Origin of the sequence: Lacinutrix jangbogonensis, from assembly GCF_000797445.1 — a bacterium.
Classification (GTDB): Bacteria; Bacteroidota; Bacteroidia; order Flavobacteriales; family Flavobacteriaceae; genus Lacinutrix; species Lacinutrix jangbogonensis.
On record NZ_JSWF01000015.1, the window covers coordinates 15,628 to 42,500 of the forward strand.

At 31.1% G+C, this 26,873-nt stretch carries 14 protein-coding genes, 1 rRNA gene and 1 pseudogene (1 of these 16 running past the window's edge); 9 read left to right on the forward strand and 7 right to left on the reverse strand.

Annotated features, from left to right (window positions below; translation table 11 throughout):
* Window positions 1–243 precede the first annotated feature (243 nt).
* Window positions 244–888: a DNA-binding response regulator gene (locus tag RH82_RS02395; protein WP_034057765.1), complete on the reverse strand. Its 645-nt coding sequence runs from the start codon at window positions 886–888 to the stop codon at window positions 244–246.
* Window positions 889–891: 3 nt separating this feature from the next.
* Window positions 892–2,877, reverse strand: coding sequence for a sensor histidine kinase (locus tag RH82_RS02400; RefSeq protein WP_034057767.1), 1,986 nt, complete (start codon window positions 2,875–2,877; stop codon window positions 892–894).
* Window positions 2,878–3,265: 388 nt separating this feature from the next.
* Between RH82_RS02400 and RH82_RS02405 the strand changes: the two genes are divergently transcribed.
* The 8 genes and pseudogenes from RH82_RS02405 to RH82_RS18740 all read left to right on the forward strand — a co-directional run.
* Window positions 3,266–5,953, forward strand: a complete 2,688-nt coding sequence (locus tag RH82_RS02405; RefSeq protein ID WP_034057769.1) for a T9SS type A sorting domain-containing protein — start codon at window positions 3,266–3,268, stop codon at window positions 5,951–5,953.
* Entirely contained in the window at window positions 5,953–6,357 is a 405-nt protein-coding gene (locus RH82_RS02410; RefSeq protein WP_156112395.1) for a hypothetical protein, read from the forward strand. Before RH82_RS02405 ends, RH82_RS02410 begins: the two co-directional genes overlap by 1 nt.
* Before the next feature lie 385 nt (window positions 6,358–6,742).
* The gene (locus tag RH82_RS02415) at window positions 6,743–7,813 is read left to right on the forward strand and encodes a T9SS sorting signal type C domain-containing protein (RefSeq protein WP_162182442.1); all 1,071 of its coding nucleotides are present in this window, start codon (window positions 6,743–6,745) and stop codon (window positions 7,811–7,813) included.
* A 46-nt stretch (window positions 7,814–7,859) separates the two neighbouring features.
* Entirely contained in the window at window positions 7,860–8,846 is a 987-nt protein-coding gene (locus RH82_RS02420) for a hypothetical protein (protein ID WP_034057774.1), read from the forward strand.
* 35 nt (window positions 8,847–8,881) lie between these two features.
* Window positions 8,882–11,032 carry a hypothetical protein gene (locus RH82_RS02425; RefSeq protein WP_034057775.1) on the forward strand — a complete coding sequence of 717 codons (2,151 nt, stop codon included), beginning with the start codon at window positions 8,882–8,884 and terminating at the stop codon, window positions 11,030–11,032.
* Window positions 11,033–11,105: 73 nt separating this feature from the next.
* Window positions 11,106–12,908, forward strand: coding sequence for a hypothetical protein (locus RH82_RS02430; RefSeq protein ID WP_034057778.1), 1,803 nt, complete (start codon window positions 11,106–11,108; stop codon window positions 12,906–12,908).
* Between the two features lie 79 nt (window positions 12,909–12,987).
* A complete protein-coding gene (locus RH82_RS02435) occupies window positions 12,988–19,776 on the forward strand; it encodes a hypothetical protein (protein WP_034057779.1) in 6,789 nt (2,262 codons plus the stop codon).
* Between the two features lie 572 nt (window positions 19,777–20,348).
* Window positions 20,349–20,420 (forward strand): annotated as a pseudogene (locus RH82_RS18740) (EF-hand domain-containing protein); the annotation flags it as partial.
* Window positions 20,421–20,431: 11 nt separating this feature from the next.
* Here the strand turns inward: RH82_RS18740 and RH82_RS02440 are convergent.
* The 5 genes from RH82_RS02440 to thrS all read right to left on the reverse strand — a co-directional run bounded on the left by RH82_RS02440 (window position 20,432) and on the right by thrS (window position 24,684).
* On the reverse strand, window positions 20,432–21,253 hold the full coding sequence (locus tag RH82_RS02440; protein WP_034057781.1) for an HAD family hydrolase: 822 nt from the start codon (window positions 21,251–21,253) through the stop codon (window positions 20,432–20,434).
* Window positions 21,254–21,415: 162 nt separating this feature from the next.
* On the reverse strand, window positions 21,416–21,760 hold the full coding sequence (gene rplT, locus RH82_RS02445; RefSeq protein ID WP_034057782.1) for a 50S ribosomal protein L20: 345 nt from the start codon (window positions 21,758–21,760) through the stop codon (window positions 21,416–21,418).
* A gap of 108 nt (window positions 21,761–21,868) precedes the next feature.
* Window positions 21,869–22,066, reverse strand: coding sequence for a 50S ribosomal protein L35 (rpmI, locus tag RH82_RS02450; protein ID WP_034057784.1), 198 nt, complete (start codon window positions 22,064–22,066; stop codon window positions 21,869–21,871).
* Window positions 22,067–22,168: 102 nt separating this feature from the next.
* Entirely contained in the window at window positions 22,169–22,678 is a 510-nt protein-coding gene (gene infC, locus RH82_RS02455) for a translation initiation factor IF-3 (RefSeq protein WP_262494836.1), read from the reverse strand.
* Window positions 22,679–22,749: 71 nt separating this feature from the next.
* Entirely contained in the window at window positions 22,750–24,684 is a 1,935-nt protein-coding gene (gene thrS / locus RH82_RS02460) for a threonine--tRNA ligase (RefSeq protein WP_034057787.1), read from the reverse strand.
* Window positions 24,685–25,683: 999 nt separating this feature from the next.
* Here thrS and RH82_RS02465 point away from each other — a divergent pair.
* Window positions 25,684–26,873, forward strand: a 16S ribosomal RNA gene (locus RH82_RS02465) (it continues 329 nt past the right edge of the window).

The window sequence follows — 26,873 nt, forward strand, 5'->3', positions numbered from 1 at the left end:
AGCGCATCAATATTAAAGTATTTTTATTTATCATTATAATAAGAGGTCTATAATGGTAAAAACTATGCCGTTTGAAACATAATTATATTGGTCATTACATTTTTTTGAGACTACTAATATTATAAACTAACTTGGTTTTAGTATGCTTTTTTTATTGCTGTAAATCATAAATAAAATAACGATTTACCGTTCATAATAAAAGTAGGGTAGAGTAGTGGTAAAACTTCTATCTAGTGAAAAAAACTAATCCATTAAAGAAAAGAACCCTTTGTTTTCTATTGCCCAAACTAAAAGCGCATTGTTTTTTTTAGTCAGTTCAAGTTTGTTTTTTATATTTCTACGATGGCTTTCTACGGTTTTTTCGGTAATAAACTGTTCTAAAGCAATTTCTTTTGACGACATATTATTAGCTATGCAGTTAACTATAGAGCGTTCTTTAGTTGTTAATTTACAGTACAATTCTGGGGAGAATTCAGCTTTTCTATTATTAAGTTTTTCTTCTAATTTTGGGTTATACCAGTTGTTACCTTTTTCAATTTCATTTAAACATTCTTTTAAGTCATCTATTGCAAATTCTTTTAATAAATAACCATTAACGTTTAATTCCATAGCTTGTTTAAATACGCTTATATCTGTAAACATGGTATAGATAATAATTTTTGTTTTTAAATTTTTGGCACGAATATTTTTAACAATATCTAAACCGCACATGCCAGGCATTTGCATATCTAATAAAGCATAGTCTGGTTTATGTAAACAAATGTTATTAAAAGCATGCAAGCCATTTGTATACAGGCCAATAACATTAAAGCCAAGACCTTTTAAAATGGTTTCCATGCCTTTTGCTGTTATAGGATGATCGTCTGCAATAATAATAGTTTTAGGCATTATTTATGTTTTTATGGTTAAACCTAACTCGGTTCCTTTTTTGGAAGAAATAATATTAAATATTCCTTTTATTGTTTTTGAGCGTTGCTCGATATTCATAAGCCCAAAACTGTTTTTATTATCCTTTAGTTTGTTAGTATCAAAACCTTCGCCATTATCTTTAATTTTTACTTCTAATTTAGATTCTGTACTCACTATTTTAATAAGCGCATGGCTAGCCTTACTGTGCTTAATAATATTATTTAACGCTTCTTCAACAATACGATAAATTTGTAATTCTTGCTGTGTGCTTAATACTTTAATGTAAGATAATTGTGTGGTTATTTGCAAAGGTGTAGTATCCATAAGGTTGCGAGCTAACTCATCAATACTTTTTTCTAAACCAACTTTTTCAAACATTGCTGGATGTAAATTATGACTAATATTACGAACCTGTTCTATAACTGTAGTAAACTCATCGAAAGTTACAAGTTCTCCTTGCTTTGCTTTACTGCTTAGTTGTAGTAATTTATGGTTTACACTATCATGTAAATCTCCTGCAATACGACTACGTTCATGCTCTGTGTTTTGTAAAAGTTGTTTCGTGTAATCTTCTTGCAATTCATATTCTTTTTTTAGCCTCAATTTTTTTCTTTGATTGGCGTATACCATAAACCCTAATCCAGCTGCCAATATACTAAACCCAAGAAAACCAATAATACTATTTCTCTGTAAAAGCGTGTTTTTTTGTTCTATAATTTTTTGTTCTTTCTTTGCTGTTTGATACTTTTTTTCGAATTCATATATTTTTGATTTCAAATCATTATTCCATAAAGAATCACGCATGCTGTTATGGTCTTTTAAATAAAAAAAGGCACTGCTGTAATCCTTAGCTTTTTCTTTTGAAGCAACCATGTCTGCAAGTAAACCTACTGCTCTAGAATAATCTTCATATTTTTTAGATGCTGTGAGCATTTTTGTAAAACGCTCTTTGTTATAACTTCCGTTTTTTGCATACTCTAAATTTAATTTCAAATTATCCATTTGATAATTTGCAAAATAACTGGAAGGATTTATTAATGAATCTGCCTTTATGGCTTCTTTTTCCGCATTGGTAATATCTTTATTATGCAGATAGATATTAGCTTTTATTAAGGAGTTTTTAAATAAGTAAGTCGGTACAGGGTCACTCCAATGTTTTATATAGTGATCTAGACTATCACTATATTTATTAACGTTTTGGTAAGTAGTATCTGTATTTATAGCATTATTCGCATGGCTAGTAAAAGCTAAACAAATATTTACTGTGTCTTTTACGGCTTTTCCATACCGTATCATCTCGTCTAATGCTTTTGTAGCAGAAGCAGTATCGTTTATACTTGACGATATTCTAAAAAGATTATATTGTATCGTACTAATATTTGTAGTGTCTTTGGTTATTTCAAAGACTTTTAATGCTTTAAAAGCATGAAGTTGTGAACTATCTAATTTACTAGTTTGTCTATATAAGGACGCTAGTATTAAGTGAGAAAACCCAACCATAGTTTCTTGTTCCGGGTTTTTACTATAAGTAATAGCGTTTAATAACCATTTTTTGCTTTCCGTTACATTGCTTTCAAAATCGTATTGCGACCCAATAAAGTACCTGATTTCCATGTTTTGGTTCTCACTTATTACAGTATTATGTTTAGTAATAAAGTTAACAGATTGTTTTAAGTAAATAGAATCATACTTTAGGTAATAATCTAAAGCATTTCCTTTTACCATTAACAATTTTGCAACAATAGGGTATTCTTTTTTATCTAAATATTTTTTGTAGGCTTTAGAAAAAGTGATTTCATAAAGTGAGTCCTTAAAATTTTCTCTTTTTTCTAGTAAAGCAAACTCTTCTGGTATTTTTATTTCGTCGGTTGTATTACAACCTATAATCATACTAAATAATAAAATGGGTAGAAGTATAGAATAGAGATATCTTTTAATAAAACAGCCATTTTTTAATTTTATTTTCATGAGCTCAATGTATAAAAAAAATAATCAAATGTTGTAAAAGAAACCAAGGGTTAACCCTGATTTTTACTAAAAACAGAGTGTAATACCTCAGGGATAACCCTGAGCTTTGGTGTAAAGCGTTGCTATACAATGTGTATTGTCTTATAATTGTATTGATTAATTTAAAGCACATCAATATTAAAGTGTCTGTGTTTTTATTAATCATTATAATAAACGGTCTAAAAATGCCAAAACCATGTCGTTTGTAACATAATCCTGTCGTTCACCACATTTTTATTGAATTGATAATTCTTTTTGATACTATTGTGTGAAAGACCTGAAAAGTGCATCAATATTAAAGTGTATATGTTCTTATTAAATAATTAAAATAAAAAAAACTACAAAATTCATGAAAAAAATTTTACAATTAGTAACTCTGTTTTTTATAACAGTAAGTTTCGCTCAAAACAAAGACGTTCCAAACTACAAGTTTGAGATGTCACAACCAAATAGTAATTTTCATACTATTACTAATGCCGTTAAACCTATTTTAGAAGAAAACGAAAAAAATGCAGTTACAGCTGTAGAAAAGAAGAATGCAGAAAAAGCATTAAAGCAATTTGGAAGATGGCAATATTTTTGGCAAGATAGAATTGCTCCAGATGGTTCTTTTACACAAACTTCTGGTGATGATATTTTAACAACATTAAAGCCTAATACTAAATTAAGTGCTAATGTAAATACGTCACTTAAAAATCAAAATGCTAATAGTCAAAAAAGTTCAGCATTAACTTGGGAACAAGTTGGGCCAACAACAACACCTTTAGCACATGGTTATGTAGCATATCCTGGGCAAGGATTGGTTAATGTTATTAAAACATTATCTGGTACGCAAGCTTTAGCAGGTACATCTAATGGTGGTATTTGGAAAACTAACGATATTACAGTAGCTAACCCAGCATGGTCTCCAAAAACAGATTTTTTGGCAAGAATTGGTATTGTAGATATTAAAGTTGCTAGTAATGGCGATATTTATGCATTAACTGGAGATAGAGATTCTAGTGCTGGACGTAGTAAATCTATTGGTGTAATTAAATCTACAGATAATGGAGATACTTGGAGTACAACAATTCTAGTTTTAGATCCAACACAAGTTACTTATATTACCAATTTAGGAATGAAACCTAACGACAATAGTAAAATGGCTTTTGTTGAACAAGGAGCAGCTGGTAGTAATCTTTATTATACTTCAGATGGTTGGGCAACATCTTCAAATGTATCGTCTCCAGGATGGTATGTTAACGATGTTTTATATACTGACGATTTCTTATTAGTATCTGATATTTTTGGTAAAATATATAGATCTACAGATGATGGTGCTAACTTTACTGAAATCTATAATAATAATGAAGGATCAGGTAATATAGTATTACGTTTTAATCAAACAGAAAGTACTGGAGACGTATATTTTCTTGCAGCTAAAAAAGATGGTGCAAAAGTATATAAGCTTACAACTACTGAAATTTTAAACGCAGCTGCAGCAATTTCTGCAACTCAAGTTGGTACTACATTATCCACTTACAGCCCTCAAGGGACTTATAATATTGCTTTCTCTGTAAGCAATACAGATGCTAATAGAATGTTTGTTTTAGGTGTTAATGGATGGTACACTAAAGATGGTGGTACTAATTGGGCTATGAAGTTAGATGCTTATAATTCTACAACTAGTGGAGAAACTTATGTGCATCCAGATCATCACTATGTAGCACATAGTTCTGGATCTAAATGGTGGTTAACACATGATGGTGGTATACATGAAATAGATATGACTAATTATGATGCAGGTTCTGGTGTAGCTGTTGTAGACGATAAAACTAGCGATTTACAAATAGGTCAAATTTACCATTCTGCAATTGTACCTTCTAATACAAGTTTTTCAGATGCACTATTAGGTTTACAAGATAACGACGGGATGTCTAAAAGCCCAAATACGCAAGGTGGACAATGGGTTGCTGTACAAGCTGGAGATGGAACTGCAGCTGCTATTGTTCCTTCTAATCCTTTAATTAGAATGATAGGTGGAACTAGAGGAGCTCTTTATAGAACAACAACGGCGTATCAAGCCAGTTCAAATGATCAAACGTCTGTAATACCTGCAAATAACAATGCACCTTTTGTGTGTAAAGCGATGCCTCATGATACAAATAGTTCTTGGGTTTTTGCAGGATATACTAATTTAGCTGTTTCTTATACTTCTGGTCAAAGTTTTGGATTTGAACCGAATGCAGGCGGTCTTGGAGCAACAGTAGATTTTGATGTACATGGTTCTAGATTAGCTGTTATTGGTGCAAATGGACAAAAACATTTTGATTTTGATTTTGCATTAGGTAATACCTCTAATGGGCAAACAATAGCGCAACCAACAGGAGTTTCTACAAACTTTAACTCTATTTCAGTAAACAGTGCAACAGCAGGTAATACCTATGCAACATTAGGAGGTTACGATGCTGCTAATAAAGTATTTAGATCTACAGATAATGGTGCTACTTGGTCAAATATTACATATAATTTACCAAATGTAGTAATGAAAAAAGTATTAAATAAAGTTACAGGTTTAGGGACTAATGATGAAATATTATTTGTTGCAACAGAAGTTGGTGTATACTATAAAGTAGGGACAGCAACTACAATGTGGACTAAATTAAATGGAGCAGTTTTACCAAACGTTACAGTAACAGATATGTCTATTAACTATACTCAAGATAAATTATACGCAGCTACTTTTGGTAGAGGTTTCTGGTCTATAGATATTAGTACTTTATCTAGTACATTAAGTACAGAAGAAGCTGTTTTAGCAGATGGTTTTAAAGTATATCCTGTGCCTTCTGGTAATACAAAAGATGTTTTTGTACAATTACCAAATAACTCAGATCAATTAAACTATTCAATATATAACTATATTGGTGGTAAAGTGAGCGAAGGTAATGTTACAAAAACAAGAAATAAATTAAATACAAACGCATTAAGCGCTGGAGCATATTTAGTAGTATTTGAAATTAACAACACTCAAATTTCTAAGAAAATTATTATTAATTAATGAGAAAGTTTTATATCTTTTTTTTAATAATGAATGTGTTTGGTTGTGCTTCTAAAAAGCAAACTATAGAAAGGGCAGAAATCTATAATGTAATGCCAGGTCTCGAGCATAGTAAAATATCTAAAACGTTAATGTTTAAGATTGTTACTAAAGAGCCTATACTGTTAGATTCTAATATAGTAGAAACAACAACTAAATCAGTTTTTATAATTGCGTCTGTTTTTAATAACGATAATGTGCTTAAAAATAGTGCTTCGGTGTTAAAAGCAGGAACTTATAGAATTGTTGCAAAAAACACAAATAATGATTTTGTTTTAAAAGCGCATTTAATTTTTAAATTAAAAATTAATAATCACTTTGTCGAAATTATACCAGTATTAAAAGATGATTTATTAATGAAATAAAAACTATTTCTTATACTTTAAAAAAGCCTCGAAACTAAATTTTTTTAGTTTCGAGGTTTTCTATTTTCATAAAATAAAAATATTCAATTGCAGTGAAAACGCTATAAGGGTTAACCCTGATTTTAATAAAAACAGGCTTTTTTCACTAAGGGAGAACCCTGAGTTTTGCTGTTAGGTGTTGCTATAAAACGTGTTTTGGCTTATAATTGTATTGGTATAATAACGAAAGATTACATTCTAGCCTTAGATCTCTCTCTCCTCTAGAAATGGAAATAAAATTGAGAGGATTTATTAAAAAAGCAGCTTAATAAAATAGTCGCAAAATTACTAGGTACTCCAAATGTTTATTTTTAAAAAAAAAATATTTTTTCAAAAAATTAAAGTTATGAATAAAAAACAAAAAATAGCAATATTATCCTTAATCCTAATATCTAGCCTGTCCTATGCACAAAGCGAGTTAAATATTGGTTCTGGTGCATTTATAACCACAACAGGAGCAAGTACGCTAACTTTAGATAATGCAAAATTGGTTAATAATGGCACGTTAACAGACGCCAATGGCACATTACAATTTAAAGGAAACCAAGCAACAGCAAATACAACAGTATCTGGTACAGGTACAAATACACTAAACAATCTTACTGTAAATAAAAGCAGTAATGCTTTACAATTAGATAGTAATATAGCAGTTTCTGGCACTTTAAATTTACAATCTGGAGGTGTAGAATTAAATAATAGCAACGTGAATTTAGGAACTACAGGACAGTTACAAAACGAAAACGAAACAAACTATGTTTCTGGCGCAACTGGTAATATTGTAGCAACGTCAACTTTAAATGCACCAACAAACAGCAATCCAGGTAATTTAGGCGCAAGTATTACCTCTAGCAGTAATTTAGGGATAACCACCATTACAAGAGCGCATAATATAGAAACAGTACAAGACCAAAGTATAAAACGTAATTATACCATTACTCCAACCAATAATACAGGTTTAAATGCCACGCTTACGTTTAATTATTTAGAAACAGAGCTTAATGCTAATACAGAATCTGGATTATTTATATGGGAAAGTACCAATGGAGGAACTACCTGGACGCAATTTACAAGTACACTAGATGCTGCAAATAATACCATAACACTTACAGGTGTAAATAGTTTTGGTAAGTACACAGCAGATACAGCAAATACACTTAGCGTAACAAGTTTAGATGCAAACCAAACGTTTAGCCTTTATAAAACTAATAACCAATTAAATGTAAAATCTAGTTTAGAGATAAAGCAAATTAACGTGTACACAATAACAGGTAAGCAAGTGTATAATTTTAATACTATAAACAAAAATACTTTTACTATTAATCTAAACCAACACGCAAACCAAGTTTACATTATTAAAACACAATTTAATAATGGACAACAAATAACAAAAAAGATCCTTTTTTTAATAAGAAGTTAAAACCAATTCTATAACAATTTACTAATAAACAATTAATACCATAAAGATGAAAAAACAACTACTAAGTATAGCCCTATTTATTTTAGCATTAAGCCTACAAGCACAAAGTGTTGGTGTAAATACAAATTCACCAGATGCCTCTGCCGCCTTAGATGTTACCTCTACAACACAAGGTATGTTAGTACCACGTATGTTAGAAGCTAACCGTACAGCTATTAGTGCTCCTGCAACAGGTTTAATGGTGTACCAAACAGATGCAACAGCAGGTTTTTATGTTTACAATGGTAGTGCTTGGACTAGTTTAAATAGTGGTGCAACCACAGTAACAACAGACAATACTACCTTAGAAGGTAACGGTACAGTTGCTACACCATTAAAAGTGAAAGCAAGTACAACAAACGGACAAGTATTAACAACAACTGCTGGAAACGTTGCTTGGGAAACACCTAGTTCTGGTGGTGGAATAACCAATGTTACAGAAGCGCAAAAAAATGCAATGACTACCGCAGCTAACGGTACATTAGTATTCCAAACAGATGAATATAAAGGTATTTATGCAAAAGAGAGTGATGGATGGCGCCATCAAGGGAAAGAGGTGCCTACTTTTCTTATTAATATTGGTAATATTGATACAACGCCTTATGCAGGGACAGTGTATCAACTTGATGCATCTCATCATACGCTTATAGTAGAAGGTAACTGGCTTCAACAACCTTTTGACTTGTTTACTTTACCAGCAGCTAGTTCTTGTAAAGGACGTATATATTCTTTTTATATAATTAATTCACAACCTGGTTTTAGTAATTTTCCAATTCCATACGAAGAAAATGGACTAGGCGTTCATTTTAGCAATTCTGACGCTTATATAAGATTAGATAAACGAGCAATAGAAACTGATGCAAATAGAAAAGTTGTAGTAATACCTGCCCAAAGACAATTTGCAATACAAAGTGATGGTACAGATTGGAGAGAAATTCTAACCGATAAAGCTGGAGTAGAATTTTTTAATACAAATCTTAATGATGGTAATTAAGAACTAAATTAACAAGTAATTTTACATCTTCTAATATGGCTATAAAAACAAACGGTTGGGATTATATTTATAATATTAAAACAGATAAATTAAATACAAGTTTAAGTGATATAAATAATAATCCTAATTTTAAAAGCTTAATACAAAATATCAGTTTTAATGATGTAGCTAACACTAAGGCAGTGGAATTGGTAGTTAAAAGTTTTGAAATTCTACCAGAAAGTGATTATCCATATTTACATTCAGTAATGGGTTTAGATGGCAAATATGGTGCAGATTCTTTTACTGGTTTAAAAGTGAAAATTATTATAGATATTAATTGGTTAAACCGCACAGGTAATAATATATTGACTACAACTGCTACAGATGTTGTTATGGATAGTACTTTAATAAGTGCTGGAACTTTAACTCCTTTTGTTATTGTAGCATTTACAAATGTTTTACAAAACTTATTTAATCATAATAATACAACTGTTGCAACAGATATAACAGACAGACACTATGATAAATATTATAAATTATTTGCAGGGTTAAATAAATTTAGTGTTGCAACGCCTTGGATGACAACTACAACACAAACCTTTTCGGTAAGACGAAATGTTCATAAAGCTTTAGGTACTGAAAACTGCATTTTTTCGTTTTGCTGTATGATTAATAATAACCAAAACAATGATATAGGTTATGTAGATATTAATTCAATACCAAAAGGAGCAACTTCTGCTTTGGTAATAGAGCGTAGTGTATTTGCAGAGAAAATGGTGATGCCAGAATTAATTAAAAACTTCAAGTATAAAGGCAGTAAAGCTAGTATTTTACAATTTGATAAAAACGGTGCTTATTCTTATAAAAACAAAAAAGAACTTATTTTAAAATCTTCTGATTTTATAACAAAAAAACCTGAAGATAATAAAGGTAAAATATCTGATAGTAAATTATTAATTAATGTTGAGCAAGATAGAATATTGTTATCAATGTTTCAAGTAGAGTATAAGTATGACGATGATACTCTTGTAGGAATAGATCAAGTATATACTTGTAAAGTATCTGGAAAAAGTGAACTAGATGTGCAAGTGCTTGAAAAATCATTTAGCATTACGCCTAGATATAAAGATGAAGTCGCGAATTATCGGGATATTTTTACTCGTAATTTGGTTTCAATAGGATTTATTACAAGTGCAATAGGAAATGGTATTATAGATAATATTTTTGATTTGCCCTGGGAGAAAATAGGGAGTGCCTCTTATGGTGTAGGAAGAGGGATGAAATTTTATTACTCTAAATTACTACAGAGAAATAGAACTTCTCCTGATGATCATCAATCTGATGTTGCACATAGCAGTGGTTCAGAAATGGTTAATCAATCTTCTGATAATTTGTTATTAGAAACTATTAGTGATCTAAATGAACTTCAAATACTTAATGAAGTTAAAACTGTAACTGAGCTTATTTATAGAAAAAGTGGTGTTTCTATATCGCTTGATACAGAGATAAAAACTAGTGTTAATGAACATAGAATTGTTACTTTAGATTTTTTAATTACTCACAATACCACTCGTAATAGGTCTCATACATTAAGTGATATTTCATTTAAGAAGACTTGGCCTTTGTATGAAATTTTTAACATAGAAATATATCAAGAAGAAAATAATATAGCCGTTAATCAAGATAATTTTCACGTTGAAATGTGTTCCAAACGGGGAAATGCAATGAAAGTGTTTACTGATATTTTTATAAAAAGTGTTTGTTCATATTTAATTAAAGATATTGACAAAATAAAAGACTGTGTGGAACTGAACGTAGAATCATTTAAAGAAAAATTTAAGTCAAAAGAAGACGCTATTTCTTTGATAAAGACTAGGCTTAATGAAATTGAAAAAAATGGAATTAATAGTTACGGAAAAAATATAAAAGAAATCATCAAAAGACCAGTGACTTTTGTGGGTAAGGCAGGATTAGATTTGTTTTTGTCTACGAACTCTGCGGTATTAAGTATAAATGAGTCGAACAGAATATATAATTTTAAAGAAACAGTAAAAAAAAGTAAAAGTGATAGTGATAGTCCAGATACTACAGTCAAATTATTAAAACAAGAATTAGAAAAAATGATTCTACCAAAACCAGCCAACTTAGAATACACAAACATAGAATTAAATGACTCTTTTAGAATCGCATTTAAAGAAAAGTAAAAGTCTCTCAAAATCAATTAACGGTCAATTTTTATAAAACATTATAAATGTCAACCAACCAAAACTAAAAAAAATGGAATTAAAAGAAGCTTTAGAATTCCCAGAACATTTTTGGAAAGACGTTTTGGATAATAACCCTAAAACGGAGGAGTTGTTAGTTGATATAAGTACTGCCATAACTAAAAAAGAAGAAAAAGCCACAGCGCTTATAGATTTTATTTTTAACCAAATAAATACAGCAAGTAATGGTGTTGTTACAGAACTTAAAAACACTTCTTTTTATAAAGACATAGCAGATGTTAAAATAGACCTTTATAGTATTTATACTAATTATAAAAACCTAGATGAGTACAGTGTTACACCAATTATAGAATTATTGCATAGTATTAAAGACGCAATTTTAGTGGTGCTAAATGCACTTATAAAAAACAGCTCAAGCTTACAATGGTTAGAAAAAGAAGTAGAAAACTGGTTTACCTTTGCAGAAACCATATTAAGTGATACCAGTAAAACATTAAAACAAAACTTAACAGCACTACAAACAAGAGTATTTGAGTTAATTAAGCACCTGCCAGGTATAACAGAGAACCAAAAAGAAGCCATAAAAAACACGTTAAACAGTGTTGTAAATGTTACAGACACGGTACATAAAATAGAAGAAACAGTAGAAGATACTACAGCATATTTTGCAGCACTTAAAGAAAATGCACCAGACATAGAGCAAGAACTTAAAAACATAAAAATACCAAAAGGCTTTAGTTTTGGTGCCATTACTTTAGATAGTGTACTACAAGATTTAGAAAATTTATATACAGAAACTACCACCTTTAATCTTTACAAAACAAAAGAGATACTCACTTTTATTAAAGACAAAATCATTGCTTTTCTAGAGTATATTGGCACCATATCTTTTAAAGGTGTAAACCTAAGCGAACAACTTAAAAATGCAAAAAAGCACATAACAAGTTGGTTAACGTTAGATAGTAATGAATTTAATGGCATACTAGATGTGTTAAAACACATTTTAGAACAAATAGTGTATAGTTTTAAAGGTGTAATTGATACTGCAGGAGATTTAGCTAAAAAAATCTACCATCAAATGCGTCAATTGTTGCACCAATTAGAAAAATTGAAAGACAGTGGTGTCACTTTTAGTGTAAAAGACAAGGTGTCAACGTCCAAAAACAGAGACCATTTATATAGTGAAGAAACCTATGAACCAAAAGAAACTCTAAAAGCACAAGCTATAGCAGATAAAAAAACAGCTCCAAAACTTAAAGAAACCACACCAGAAGATAAACAAGAAAATAAGAAGAGTAATAACACAACAGATGCTAATCACCACAGTTTTACAAAAATAGTAAAACAAGAAATAGATAAAGTGATTGCAACCTTTACAGAAGATAATAACGCATTAGCTAAGGATTGGCAAAAAATGGCGAATTTATTATTTAAAGGGCATTTACGAGAAAACGTATTAACAGATATAGAAGATATTATTAGTAACCTAATAGATATAGATGCTATAGAAACTGGCGTAGAAAATTTTAAAGAACAGTTCTTACAAAAAGGTAAATTACAATTAGGAGCATTGCTAGATTATGTAGTAGAAACTTTTGTAGCTTTTATAAAAAAAATGATAAAAATCTTTAAAGCGCTAGTAGACTATTTTATAAAACAAGTGTCAGATTTTTTACAATTAAATATAGAAATTATACAAAAATTAGAAATACCAACAGCGCATTTGCCCATTTTTTTAAAGCGAATAATAGGAGAAAATAACCATAAAAATATTTTAGTATATCTACTAGCCATACCATATACCGCTCTAGAGAAACTTAATAATACTGCTTTGCCTACCCTAAAAACAATTTAGTATCAAATAGCGGTGGCAGCTTTACAAAAAAATAGCGCTATTACGTATCGTATTTTTTTAAACCTTAAAAAACAAAAAAATGATCCTAAACTATTTAGAATCTAAAACCTATAGTATTTCTTGTTCGGATGTAGAAGTAACATTTGATTACACTTCAAAAAAACAAAAAGACTACGAAGTTATTTTAAGGGCGACACCTACACATGGACTTAAGGTTATTGATACTTTAATTACGACTCTAAGCAAAAAATTAACAACCGCAACAGGAGAGTTAGATGTTGTTGCAGCAGTTTTAAAATATGCAAAAAATGGACTGGATACATTTATAGTATTTGATGATAAGGGAATAACAATTGCAAAAACATTTACAATAGGTTTTAAAGACCTTGTTTTTACTTTTATAAAAAAAGGAGACGATTTTACATTTCAATTTGAAATGGAAGCGGCTAATTTTAACTTAAACCTAGAGCAACTCAAAGACCTAGGCGTTAATTTAGATATTTCGGTTAAAGGTTTGCTGAAAATGTCTTTTACTGTAAGACATACTGAAATTTCAGGAAGCAAAAAAGCAGATATACAGCCACATATTCAGTTTGTTCTTAGTAAAAGAAGCCCTCAATTACCAGAACTAAAAATTCCATTACCCAGTAACGAACATATAACATTTGTTTGTACAATTTATAATTTTGTATTTGAAAAGGATAAAACTAAAAGTTATGGTATAAGACTTTTTGGAAGCCTTAAAGTAAAGGAAGATGTCCCTGATTTTTTGAGTTTTATTAAAGATCATGAAGCCAAATTTTTCTTAGGAGCTAACACAAAAGGTTTACAGTTAGGCATCATAGATTTGCTTAAAGATAAAGAAGTGAATTTAGGAAGTCTAAAATCTTTAAAAGAAAAGAATATAGATCTGGGTAAATTAATAATAGATATAAAAAACACCAAAATAACTTTAGGGGCACTTAAAGGAATAGAAACTGATATATATTTAAGCTTACCCGAAGGATTAAATAAATACCTAGATAGTTTAGGAGTTCCCGAGTTGCTTTTAACTAGAAAAGGAACTGAAGATAAAACAGGAACCGAAAAATTTGGTATTAAAATAAATGCAAGTACAGCAGGAATATCTGGAATGTTAATTGGCAATCCTTTTAACTTAAATTTAGTCAAAAATAGCGTAGTAAACATCACTAATTCAAAAGTTAAGAACAAAGACTGTTGGGATATAAAATTTGGTAAAAAAGGTGATTATGGTGAGATAAAAATTTCGAACTTTACTTTTTCTAAAGGAACAGGTACTTCAGGGTTTTCTATAAGTGGATTATTTAATATCACAAAAGACCTTGCAATTCCTTTAGGGTTTTTAAAAACTATTTTACAAGAGATTGAACTAGGTAATTTATCAGAATTAGTTCCTGAAAAAGTACCTATAAAGGGGTTTAAGCTATTAGAACCAAAAAGGGAAGGCAAAGATAGAGAGTTTAATTTTACTGAAGTTAATAAAATAACTACAGAGCTATTTGAGAAAAAAGAGGTAAAATCAATAATAAATACGTTAGGTTTAGATCCTATAAAAGATGATGTACTCTCGGGAGAAGATAGTATTAAAAAAACCTTAAATGGGTTCCTTAATAATTTCCCTACAGAGTTTCAGGAATATTTACAAGTTAAAATTCCAAAAGACATTAAAATAGATTTAAGTGTATCGCCTACTGGCTCTATTACTGGAGGTATTGACTTACTTAGAGAAGATGTTAAAATGTTATTCTTAGCAGGGCCAAGTATATATGGTATTACACTTAGAAGTTTTGAAATTGGTCAAATTTCGGCTATTACATCTGCATCGGTAGATATTGATGCAACAGTTCATATGTTTAATTTAATCGACATTTTTGGAACAAAAGCCATTAATGCATCTGGTCTAATATCGGCTCCTAAAAGTACTGAACTACTTACCACAATTGAATTGAAGAAACTATTTCTTGTAATTCCTGAGGAGTTTCCTATTCCTGTCCCTGTATTTTATGACCATATTAGGTTTTCTTACAGTAATATTTTAGGCCTAAAACTTGAAAGTAATTTTAGGTTTCCTAAACCTAAAATAGATTTTGTGGATTTGTTTAGTAAAACAATGAATTTTACTGAATATTTAACAGATAATACTACCCTAATAGATATAACACCCATAGATGTAACACCTATAGATGAAACAGGTAAACCAACAACGAACAAAAATGATCTAAAACTTTCTGTAGGATCAAATTATATTCAACTACCAGAATACCTTGGTGGTAAAAAACTTGGTGTTGAGTATAAAACAGTAGCAAAAGAGAAAAGCATTAGTGCATGGAAACCAATAGCCAAAGGGCTTAATTTCATTAAACAAACTAGTGTTAATGATTTAGTAGCTATGATCCCTATTGAATATAGAATAGGTAGTGAATCTTATAGCTTTTTAGATTTTTTTAAAATAGAAGGTCAATGGTTGTTGCTCTCTGTAAAAGAGATTAATGAGGCAAAGAATAATGGAGATCCAAAACTAATTCCAAGTAATTTCCCTGCAAAAATAAATGATTTAAGTGGTTTAGTCGCTTTGCCAAATACTAAAGATGGTGCGCTGCTTTTTTTACAGGGTAAGTTTGAAATTGGCTCATTATTAAGCATGGGAGCTCTATTTGGTTTGGTAGCTACAAACAATGGGTTTATAACCAAATTTAAATTTGATGGAGCGTTAGCCAAAATACTTACGTACAAATTAGAAGGGGAAGTTGGTGTTATACAAACTAAAGGAAAAACCAATTTTAATGTATCGGGTAGTGCAGATGTTAGTTTTCTAGGAAAAACAATACTAGGAGGCTCTATTTCTTTAAATAATGACATGCTTCATATTCATGGAGAATTTTTTGGAGGTAGCTTAGATTTGTTAATAGACCAGTCTAATCTTGAACAAAAAATAGCGAAAGTAAAATGGTTAATTCTTGAATATGAAATTATTACAGGGACAATAATAATAAGCAACGAAAAATTAAGTTTAAAAGGACGTTTTTTAGGAGCTCATCTAGGTTTAGAGCTCTTAAGTAATAGTACATTAAGTGGAGGGGCTAGTTTTAAATATGATATGTCAATAAATTTATTTATTGAATTAGAAATTGATATCAACTTAAAAGTTTCTTTTTCTATCATCAATGAAAAAATTAGTTTAAATCTGGAAGCTTCCTTTCTTATAAATGGTGTTGGATTAAGTGCTGAAATAAGGTTAACAGGAAAGATACCTACTACTCTTGTAAAACTAAAAAAGGAAATTGAACATAAAATTAGAGATGAAGTAACGAAAGAGTTTGATGGTCTAAAAAAGGAATTTGAGGAATTTGAGAAAGCTGTTGAAGAAACATTTGAAGAAACTGAAAAAGTCATAACAAAAACTTATTCCAATACAAAAAAAGAAATAGAAAAAGATGCTACAGCAGCCATTAGTATAGCAGAGCATACATATAAATTCGCTACTAAGGGTGTTGAAAATATTATTGCCTTTTGTGACAATGCAATAGAGTTGTGTGAAAAAGCTATAGCAGATTGCGAAAGTGAAATAGAGAGTTTAGGTAAGAATTTGTTTTCATGGTTTGAAGAACACATAGAGTGGGTTGAACATTTAATTGGAGTCCAAAAAACTAAAATAGCCCATGAGAAGGCCTCAAAAACAAGGCATGAAAAGATAAAGAATAGTAAAAAGATAAGAAAAGATTCAATAATAGAAATCCGTAATAAACAAAAAACGCTTGCTAAAAACATTGAAAAATCAACAAAAGAAGCACTAGAAAAAAGAGTATGTAAAGAAAGAGTAAGAAATGAAAATACGAGACAGAAAAAACTAGACTTACTTTTGGAAGGTATCCATAACAATTTTTTTATTTCAAAAATAGATAACCAAAATAAAATTTGTTCTTTAACAAACCCATCATCTAGACAAAGAAATAATGCTTTAATATTAAAAGAGTATTATCCAAAATTAGTAAGTTTTTCTATAGGTGCTAAAAACTACATCTCTGGTCAAAGTGAGGATAGTAATTATTTTTTTATCCAGAGAATATTTGCCAATGGAGTATTAGGAGAAAAAACTGCTGAAGTTAAAGATTGGAAAGAGAAAAATTATCATTTATTAGCGGCTACGCCTAACAATAATACGGATAGTCCTGTTTATATCTACTTTTTATCTAAAAATGATAATGAAGTTAAGAAATTTTCTATTACCAGTGATGGAACAATATACCCTTATATTGAATCTGTTTCCAAAGAACGTTTTTCAGAACTAGATATTCTTTATAATCCTTATTCTGAAAGTGATTTATTGATAGGATATCACTTAGATGAAAAATCACCTTATATTTTAATTATAGATGATTCTGAAAAACCAGATCACTCTTCTGAAAAACGTAAAAAGCGTTTAGAAGCTGGCATACACACAGTAACAGCATTAAATATAGAAGAGAAACAGTATGTTTTAGTCCAATCAAAAAAAGATTTAAATGTAAAAGTATGGGAGGTATTAAACAATTCCGATAACTTTTTTTCAAAAGAACCAGTACTTGAGGTAGAGTGGGGTAATTATTACTCTAATTTAATTTCTTTTAATAATGAAGATAAAACCTATATAACAGGACAAAGTGATAATGGTTGGTACATTACACACAGAGTTTTTAATAACAATTTAGGTGAATTGAAGTTCGAAACAATAATTAATTCCTATGACTGGTATTTAAAAATGGACAACTTATTTCCAATACATATTGATGATGATACATATATTGCTGGGCAGGCTAGTCAGTTATTTAAAGGTTACAAAGACATAAATATTAAAAATTTCTTTTCTAACTCAAACGAAGTATTCAATACCTTTCTTAGCTATGAAATAAAAGAAGATGGTAATGTCGATTTATCTTTAGATAATACCATAGCACAAATTGCAGAGCAGCAGTATGATGTTTCTGCGGTAATAAAATTGAATAACCACTACTCTAAATTGGTTAGTGTTTCGATTGGAGAGACCACATTCATAGCTGGGCAAAGTTTGGATGGGAAGGAACTTTTTATCCAAAAAATAACAGTCAACGGACAGCTAGGAAAAAGAACCTTTCAAGATAAAAATTGGGATCTTGACAAAGTTCTTCTTGCTTTTAAGCCTAAACATCTTAAAAACACTCTATCTACATTATATAAATATGATATACTTTATTTCTCATCAAAAAAAGACAATACGGTATGCTATAAAGTTATTATTGATGGAAAACTACATGGTGATTTTCACATACTCTACCACTATTCCTATTCACAACTTAAATTTATTCATGATTTAGAATTTTCAGAATTCAGATCTATTGGCTTGCGTAAAAACGAAAATTATCAAGGTATAATACTTACACATTACTTTGGTGTTGAAGATATGATGAGTTTAAATAAAGAAGGGAGCCATTCTTTAGCTGTATTTAACATAAAAGAAAAATTTTACGTTCTAGTCCAATCTAAAATAGATTTAAAAGTAAGAATATGGACAATTTTAGGAGATTCTTTTTCAAAGAAAACTTTATACAAGGAAACTTGGGATTATTATTATCCTAATTTATTTTCATATACTAAAAATGGCAAAACTTATATAGGAGGCCAAAGTGAAAACAAACATGTGTTTTTTATTTCTGAGTTTTTTATTAAGAATATAAAAATCGTAACTAAAAGTATTCAACAAATTAAAAACCCACCTTTTGGAATTGGAAACCTATTGCCAATAGTTGTTGGTGATAAAGTATTTATAGCAGGCCAAGTTAATGGCATTGGAACGAGCAATATAGATAGTGTAAAAGATCTAAAACAGAGAGTGAAAAGAATAAAAAAAGACGTTCATTTAAAAATTATAAACAGAAATAGGCGATTACTACTAAATGGGTTGCAGAATACTTTTTTGTTTTCAAAAATAACAAGCCAAGGGAAGTTAGGGACTAATTCTCCTTTTCAAACACTTACTGATTATCAAAAACAATATGATGTTTCTATACTGGAACATTACTACCCACAATTAGTGAGTTTTTCTATTCAAAATAAGAGCTATATTACAGGTCAAAGTGAGTCTGGAGATTACTTCTTTATACAAAAAATAAATAAAGATGGATCTTTAGGAGAAATTACATTTGAAGATCACGATTGGAGGGATCAAGCTAGTTCAATTTTTGTAGACCAAATTGATGAGAGCATTGTCCTCCTCCATTGTTTATCGAAAAAAGATAATACGATTACTTTACGAGCGGTTACAGAAGATGGAAAGTTAGGTGTCTACTCATTAGCAGACATTAAATTGAATGATTTTTACACTCATTTAGCAGGAGCAAGTGATCATCTTTTTAATAATCATTCAGATGGTTATCTTATAGGTTTAAAAGAAGGTGGTAGTGCTATTTTTATCTATTGTTTTTCTAAAGAATCTAAAACGGTTAAACAATTAATAAATTATGAACTCTCTTCATTGGTAGTTTTAAAAATTAAAGATAAAGATCTTGTTTTAGGACAATTGAAAGACAGTACTGAAACAAAAATTTGGGAATTTTTATCAGATGGAACCCTTTCAGAGAAACCAATCTATAATCGAAATTGGAAAAATCATTATCAACGTATATTTTCGTTTAATAAAGAGGGGAAAACCTATATGTCAGGGCAAAGTGATACAGGAATCTATTTTATAGATCAAGTCTTTATTAATGAAGAAGGAAAGTTGAAATTTAAGAAAGTTGATTATATCTCTGATTTTTCATACGAAATAGGCAATTTATTTCCAATACAAGTTGGTGATGATACCTTTATTGCAGGGCAGGTAAAGAAACCATGAAAAGGTTAAAAAAGAAATAACGATAACGTAAATTCAGGTTGTTTCATAATAACTACATTTAAACAGAATAGGTCTACCTTTTATAGCTGGGCAAAGCGATGATAGTTTACATTTTTTAATTAATAAAATTTCTAAATATTCTAGAAAGGACAACAAACCCGCAATTAAAATAGAACGCCTACAGACTATTGATAATTTACATTTAATATAGGTAATTTAAAGATAATTGAATGTGGTGGTACAATTTTATTGCAGGTCAAATAAATGAAATCTTAGATGTTGGAATAACAAATACAGAGCATAAACTAAAAGAGCTACAATTAATTTTGTAGCTCTTTTTTTTTGTAAATTAGGGACTTCTTAAAACATAAAGAATATCAGCTGAAGACGAAATATTAAAGAATAGTAAAATACTAATAACTAATCATTTTAGTACTACAGAAGAAGCTTTTCTTTTTTTCGATGAAAATGGAGATAGAAAACTCTCAAAACCTGAAATTATAAACCTCTTAAAAGAAGTAGAGATTATTGGTTTTATTAGTGTTGTGGTAAGCTCAAAATTAATATAAGGTTACGATAAGGATGGAGACGGTTTTATAAACTGGGAAGAATTTCAAGCAGCAATAAACGAAATTTCTAATTAGTCTACTTCTAATTAAAGAGTGCTTAAAGCGTTCTCTTTTACTTCAATCACTTTTTTTATTATTACCTCAACGCCATGTTCATCATTACTTTTTGTTTCAAAATTGGCAACAGCTTTAACATCTGGATGTGCATTTTGCATGGCGAAGCTAAACTTAGCTAATTTTAGCATTTCAATATCATTATTATAATCACCAAAAACCATGGTTTCCTCAGGTGTAATATTATAAGTGTCTTGAATAAACGCAATCGCATGTCCTTTATTAGCTTTGTTTTCCGAAATATCTACCCAATGGTTGGCGCTAACTTTAACTTTATAACGGTCTTCAATATGTTTTACAAACGGATAAATATAACGCTCAGAGCTTTCTTCATGAAATAATGCAACCTTATAAATAGGTTCTTTTATCTCCAAAGGATTAGAAACCACATTATATTTTGGATAGTATTCTTTTAGAAGCTCTAGAAGTGTTTTAGAATCACTAATAACATATGCTTGATTTTTTGCGCAAAAAACGGCATGAGAATCTTTTATGTCAACAATTATATTACATATTTCTACAAAATGATCTCCATCAATAGGGTTTGACAGAAACTGTTGTCCTTTTTTTATACCAAGACCTCCATTTTCAGAGACGATAATAATTTCATCTTTAATTTTCGAAAGTTTGTCTATCATACTATAATATGGCCTTCCACTAGCAGCAACAAATAAAATATTATGAGATTTTAGCTGATTAAAAAGTTCAAAAAATGCATCACTTATTTCATGTTTAGAATTAAGTAATGTGCCATCCATATCTGTGGCTATTAATTTTACTTTAGAAAAATCCATATTATTGTGTTTTTAAACTTCAAAGATAATTAGTATTGGTAATAAATACTTAGCAAGAGTATTAAGTTATTGTAAATTTATGGTACAAAAAAAGTCCGATTCTTTCGAATCGGACTTTCTATCATATAAGTGAAATGATATTATTCAATTGGCAAAATGCCCTTATTTTACTTTGTTCACAATGGCTTCAAAAGCAGCCGGTTGGTTCATTGCTAAATCAGCTAAAACCTTACGGTTTAATTCGATATTGTTAGCTTTAAGTTTTCCCATAAATTGTGAGTAAGTCATACCGTGTAAACGAGCTCCAGCGTTAATACGCGTGATCCATAATGCACGAAATGTTCTCTTTTTTACTCTACGGTCTCTATACGAATATTGCATCGCTTTGTCAACCGCATTTTTTGCTACTGTCCAAACGTTTTTACGTCTTCCAAAGTAACCTTTTGCTTGTTTAAGCACTTTTTTTCTTCTGGCTCTTTTGGCAACAGAATTTACTGATCTTGGCATAATTTTAATGTGTTTTGTAGTTGGCGGTCGTTAAAAATGACACTTTTTTAAATCTAAGTTTGCCGAACTCCAGGGTTTATAAATAATTTTCAACCTGTTAAGGTAATGTTACTTTAAACGTAGCATTACTTTAACATTGTTCTCATCGGCTTTATGTACTAAACCATCATGAGTTAATTTAAGCTTACGTTTCTTAGACTTCTTTGTTAAGATGTGACTCTTAAACGCGTGCTTTCTTTTAATTTTACCAGTACCTGTAAGCTTAAAACGCTTTTTAGCACTAGATTTTGTTTTCATTTTAGGCATCTTGTTTCCTAGTTTTTAATTATTTCACTTATAATATTTTATGCTGAGCTTGTATCAGCATCTTTTCGTTATTAGGTTGAAAATGTCAACACTAACAAAAAATTATTTTTTAGGAGCAATAAACATAGTCATTCTCTTACCTTCCAATCTTGGCATTTGTTCAACTTTACCAAGTTCTTCTAGGTCTTGTGCTAAACGCAACAATAATATTTGACCTTGCTCTTTAAACACTATCGAACGCCCTTTAAAGAATACAAATGCTTTTAATTTAGCACCTTCTTTTAAGAATTTTTCGGCATGTTTCTTTTTAAACTGATAATCATGATCATCAGTTTGAGGACCAAAACGAATTTCTTTAATAATAACTTTGGTCGCTTTACTTTTTAAAGCCTTATCACGTTTCTTTTGTTCGTAAAGAAACTTCTTGTAGTCCATAATTTTACACACTGGAGGATCTGCTTTTGGTGAAATCTCCACCAAATCAAATTCTTGTTCTTCAGCAAATGCTAAAGCTTCTTTTGTTGTGTAAATACCAACTTCGATATTATCTCCAACTAGACGCACTTTTTCTGCTCTAATTTTCGAGTTAATTCTGTGTTGGTCTTCTTTAATGACTCTTAAAGGGCCTCTTGATCTTTTTCTACGAATTGCTATGGCTGTAAAATTTTAGTTAAACGTTATTATTAAAATTGTTTTAATGTCTTATTTATCTCTATTTCGACAATCTTTGAGAATTCTAATACACTTATCGTGCCTAAATCTTCTCCTCCGTGTTGTCTTACAGATATCATGTTTTCTTTTTCTTCATTCTCACCTATGATAATCATATAAGGCGTTTTCTTCATTTCGGCCTCTCTAATTTTCTTACCAATAGTCTCGTTCCTGTTATCTATAAGGGCGCGAATTTCGTGTTTTTCTAGCAAATTTAAAACTTTTTCACCGTATTTTTCATATTTCTCGCTAAGAGTTAATACAGAAACTTGATTTGGCATTAACCAAAGCGGGAAATTTCCACCAGTATGTTCTAATAAAATAGCTATAAAACGTTCCATACTTCCAAAAGGAGCACGGTGTATCATTATTGGTCTATGTAATTCGTTATCACTTCCTTTATAAGTCAATTCAAAACGCTCAGGTAAATTATAATCTACTTGAATAGTACCAAGCTGCCATTGTCTTCCAAGAGCATCCTTAACCATAAAGTCTAACTTAGGACCATAAAAAGCAGCTTCGCCAGTTTCTATAACATAATTTAAACCTTTGTCTTTTGCTGCACTAATAATAGCTTGTTCAGCTTTCTCCCAGTTTTCAAGACTACCAATATACTTTTCTGGAGTTTCTGGGTCTCTTAAAGATACTTGTGCTGTGAAATTTTCAAAGCCTAAAGAACCAAAAACATAAAGCACTAAATCAATAACATCTTTAAATTCCTTATCTAATTGATCTGGAGTACAAAATATATGAGCATCATCTTGAGTAAAACCACGAACACGAGTTAAGCCATGTAATTCGCCACTTTGTTCATATCTATATACCGTACCAAATTCTGCGAATCTTTTAGGTAAATCTTTATAAGACCATTGCATAGCATTGTAGATCTCACAGTGATGTGGACAGTTCATTGGTTTTAATAAAAACTCTTCATCGTCCTTTGGTGTTTTAATAGACTGAAAACTATCTTCTCCATATTTAGCATAATGTCCGGAAGTAACATAAAGCTCTTTTTGTCCAATATGAGGTGTCATAACCATTTCGTAACCTGCCTTTTTCTGTGCAGCTTTCAAAAAGTTTTCTAAACGCTCACGCAAGGCAGCACCTTTTGGTAACCATAAAGGTAAACCAGCACCAACTTTTTGAGAAAATGTAAATAATTCTAACGCTTTACCAAGTTTTCTATGATCACGTTTTTTAGCCTCTTCTAATAAAGCTAAATGTTCGGTTAATTCCTTTTGTTTTGGAAAAGTAACGCCATAAACACGTGTTAATTGTGGTTTCGTTTCATCACCTCTCCAATAAGCACCAGCTACAGATAGCACTTTTGCGGCCTTAATAATTCCAGTATTTGGAATATGTCCACCACGGCATAAATCTGTGAAAGTAGCGTGGTCACAAAAAGTAATCGTACCATCTACTAAATTTTCAATCAATTCAGTCTTAAAAGGATTGTCTTTATATAAATCTAAAGCTGCAGCTTTCGAAACATCACGAATTTTAAACTCATGTTTACCACGAGCAATTTCAATCATTTTAGTTTCGATAGTCTTAAAATCTTTGTCAGACAAAGTCTCTGTGCCAAAATCAACATCATAATAAAAACCACGATCAATAGCCGGACCAATAGTCAATTTAGCATTTGGGTATAATTCCTCTATAGCCTGAGCCAAAACGTGAGCACTCGAATGCCAGAAAGCTTTCTTTCCCTCATCATTCTTCCAAGTATATAAAACAAGTGATCCATCTGTGGTTAATTTCGTAACAGTTTCAACAGTTAAACCATTAAAACTAGCTGAAATCACATTTCTAGCAAAGCCCTCACTAATGCTTTTCGCAACATCCATAGGGGTAACATTCGCCTCAAACGATTTTACACTGCCATCAGGTAAAGTAATATGTATCATATATAATATTAAATTCAGGCTGCTAAGATAATAGGTTATAAACAGACAAGCAATACATCTATATCAAAATGCATAATAATATTTCGGGCGTTACCTTTAAGGTCGGGCTTTCGTCAGTCGCTCTCTGCGAGGAGCTTCAACAATGTCTCAATCCCTAACGCTGGTAAATAGGTACAGCCTATTTTAAATCAAAGTTTAATTTTATTAAGTAGTGGTCCTTAGATTCAGCTTTGTGTATTTTTCACTTTTACAAGAGCATAAAAACAAGAAAGACTTGTAATGGTTAAGGATCTACGCGTAGATTTTTTTTTTTTTCGTATTAAATCAATCCTATTTTATCTATAATGAAAGAGTAAAAAGGCTACAATAATTAAGTAATAAGAATTCTGTAGCAATAGAGAGTTTGAAAACACGGTAAAAGAGGGTCTATATAATAAGGACAAAGTCTAAAAAAAAGAGCAAAAAAAAGGCCGCTATAATCCTTTGTAAATAAGGGCATTAAAAGAAGTTTTAAATTAAGTTCAAAAAAGATTAAAAAAAGTATTGTGGGATTGAAAAAGGAGTCTATATTTGCACCCGCTTAGCAACGCAGCCATTGGCAAAGTAGCAAAAGCGACGTTCATTACAAGACTTAAAAAAAATATTAATTTTTATTTAAAATAGGTTTTGGGATAACAAAAAAGGTTGTATGTTTGCAATCCGAAAAAATAGCAATATTTTTTCATAACGTTCTAAGTAAAAATATTGATTAGAGAGCTTCGAAAAAATAATTTAAAATTATTTCAAAAAGCATTGTGGTGTTAAAAATAAGTTTTATATTTGCACCCGCTAAGAGATAAATATCTTAGAAAAAAAGAATAAAAGTTCATAAACATATTGAATTGACAGCGTAAGATTTTTACTGGAAACGGTAAGAATCAAACAAGAGAATAAACCATTTAGAGTACTTGAAAATTTCTTTGGTTGTTAAGCAAATTAGTCGAAAGACTTTAAAATTTAACGATGAAGAGTTTGATCCTGGCTCAGGATGAACGCTAGCGGCAGGCTTAACACATGCAAGTCGAGGGGTAACAGGGAGCTTGCTCCGCTGACGACCGGCGCACGGGTGCGTAACGCGTATAGAATCTACCTTGTACTAAGGGATAGCCTTTGGAAACGAAGATTAATACCTTATAGTATTATTGATTGGCATCAATTAATAATTAAAGATTACGGTACAAGATGACTATGCGTTCTATTAGCTAGATGGTGTGGTAACGGCACACCATGGCAACGATAGATAGGGGCCCTGAGAGGGGGATCCCCCACACTGGTACTGAGACACGGACCAGACTCCTACGGGAGGCAGCAGTGAGGAATATTGGACAATGGAGGCAACTCTGATCCAGCCATGCCGCGTGCAGGAAGACGGCCCTATGGGTTGTAAACTGCTTTTATACAGGAAGAAACACTCTCTCGAGTAGAGAGCTTGACGGTACTGTAAGAATAAGGACCGGCTAACTCCGTGCCAGCAGCCGCGGTAATACGGAGGGTCCAAGCGTTATCCGGAATCATTGGGTTTAAAGGGTCCGTAGGTGGATAATTAAGTCAGAGGTGAAATCCTGCAGCTCAACTGTAGAATTGCCTTTGATACTGGTTATCTTGAGTTATTATGAAGTAGTTAGAATATGTAGTGTAGCGGTGAAATGCATAGATATTACATAGAATACCAATTGCGAAGGCAGATTACTAATAATCAACTGACACTGATGGACGAAAGCGTGGGGAGCGAACAGGATTAGATACCCTGGTAGTCCACGCCGTAAACGATGGTCACTAGCTGTTCGAACTTCGGTTTGAGTGGCTAAGCGAAAGTGATAAGTGACCCACCTGGGGAGTACGTTCGCAAGAATGAAACTCAAAGGAATTGACGGGGGCCCGCACAAGCGGTGGAGCATGTGGTTTAATTCGATGATACGCGAGGAACCTTACCAGGGCTTAAATGTAGATTGACAGGTTTAGAGATAGACTTTTCTTCGGACAATTTACAAGGTGCTGCATGGTTGTCGTCAGCTCGTGCCGTGAGGTGTCAGGTTAAGTCCTATAACGAGCGCAACCCCTGTTGTTAGTTGCCAGCGAGTCATGTCGGGAACTCTAACAAGACTGCCAGTGCAAACTGTGAGGAAGGTGGGGATGACGTCAAATCATCA

Coding starts and splice junctions, on each gene's coding strand:
- RH82_RS02395 (WP_034057765.1), bottom strand. CDS start 888: ATGCCTAAAACTATTATTATTGCAGACGATCATCCTATAACAGCAAAA.
- RH82_RS02400 (WP_034057767.1), bottom strand. CDS start 2,877: ATGAAAATAAAATTAAAAAATGGCTGTTTTATTAAAAGATATCTCTAT.
- RH82_RS02405 (WP_034057769.1), top strand. CDS start 3,266: ATGAAAAAAATTTTACAATTAGTAACTCTGTTTTTTATAACAGTAAGT.
- RH82_RS02410 (WP_156112395.1), top strand. CDS start 5,953: ATGAGAAAGTTTTATATCTTTTTTTTAATAATGAATGTGTTTGGTTGT.
- RH82_RS02415 (WP_162182442.1), top strand. CDS start 6,743: ATGAATAAAAAACAAAAAATAGCAATATTATCCTTAATCCTAATATCT.
- RH82_RS02420 (WP_034057774.1), top strand. CDS start 7,860: ATGAAAAAACAACTACTAAGTATAGCCCTATTTATTTTAGCATTAAGC.
- RH82_RS02425 (WP_034057775.1), top strand. CDS start 8,882: ATGGCTATAAAAACAAACGGTTGGGATTATATTTATAATATTAAAACA.
- RH82_RS02430 (WP_034057778.1), top strand. CDS start 11,106: ATGGAATTAAAAGAAGCTTTAGAATTCCCAGAACATTTTTGGAAAGAC.
- RH82_RS02435 (WP_034057779.1), top strand. CDS start 12,988: ATGATCCTAAACTATTTAGAATCTAAAACCTATAGTATTTCTTGTTCG.
- RH82_RS02440 (WP_034057781.1), bottom strand. CDS start 21,253: ATGGATTTTTCTAAAGTAAAATTAATAGCCACAGATATGGATGGCACA.
- rplT (WP_034057782.1), bottom strand. CDS start 21,760: ATGCCAAGATCAGTAAATTCTGTTGCCAAAAGAGCCAGAAGAAAAAAA.
- rpmI (WP_034057784.1), bottom strand. CDS start 22,066: ATGCCTAAAATGAAAACAAAATCTAGTGCTAAAAAGCGTTTTAAGCTT.
- thrS (WP_034057787.1), bottom strand. CDS start 24,684: ATGATACATATTACTTTACCTGATGGCAGTGTAAAATCGTTTGAGGCG.